The organism is Lactobacillus sp. XV31L (assembly GCF_059900865.1).
This window is the reverse complement of sequence record NZ_JBWXGC010000035.1, coordinates 1-487: the sequence shown is the minus strand read 5'-3', so window position 1 is coordinate 487 and position 487 is coordinate 1. Positions and strand designations below refer to the sequence as shown.

2 tRNA genes are annotated in these 487 nt (G+C 46.2%); both read left to right on the top strand.

The annotated features are described in order from the left end of the window. Window positions 1-157 precede the first annotated feature (157 nt). Window positions 158-231, top strand: a tRNA-Ile gene (locus AC2JF7_RS09055). 35 nt (window positions 232-266) lie between these two features. Beyond that, a tRNA-Ala gene (locus AC2JF7_RS09050) sits at window positions 267-339 on the top strand. The last annotated feature ends 148 nt before the right edge of the window (window positions 340-487 follow it).

Here is a 487-nt window from a genome sequence, read left to right as displayed (position 1 = left end):
CTGGATCACCTCCTTTCTAAGGAAAAGCAAAGGGGCTAAAAGAGTAGGAGACTACTGAAATAAGTCCCAGAGCAGGAAGCACACGGAGCGAGAACATTGTTTAGTTTTGAGGGTAGTACCTCAAAGAAAAAAAGAAGAGCACGATACGCGAGAAGACGGGCCTATAGCTCAGCTGGTTAGAGCGCACGCCTGATAAGCGTGAGGTCGATGGTTCAAGTCCATTTAGGCCCATAGGCAAGCATAGGCTGTCTAAGAAGTGAATATCTGGGGGCTTAGCTCAGCTGGGAGAGCACCTGCTTTGCAAGCAGGAGGTCATCGGTTCGATCCCGTTAGCCTCCATAGGACAGAGATGTCCGTGGCTAGTACATTGAAAACTGAATATAATCCAAGAAAAAAACCGAGAAACAATCAAATCAAAAAGAGAACAGATTGCACGAGCGACTTAAAAGAGCAGATCTTAGAAGTAAGGTCAAGTAAATAAGGGCGC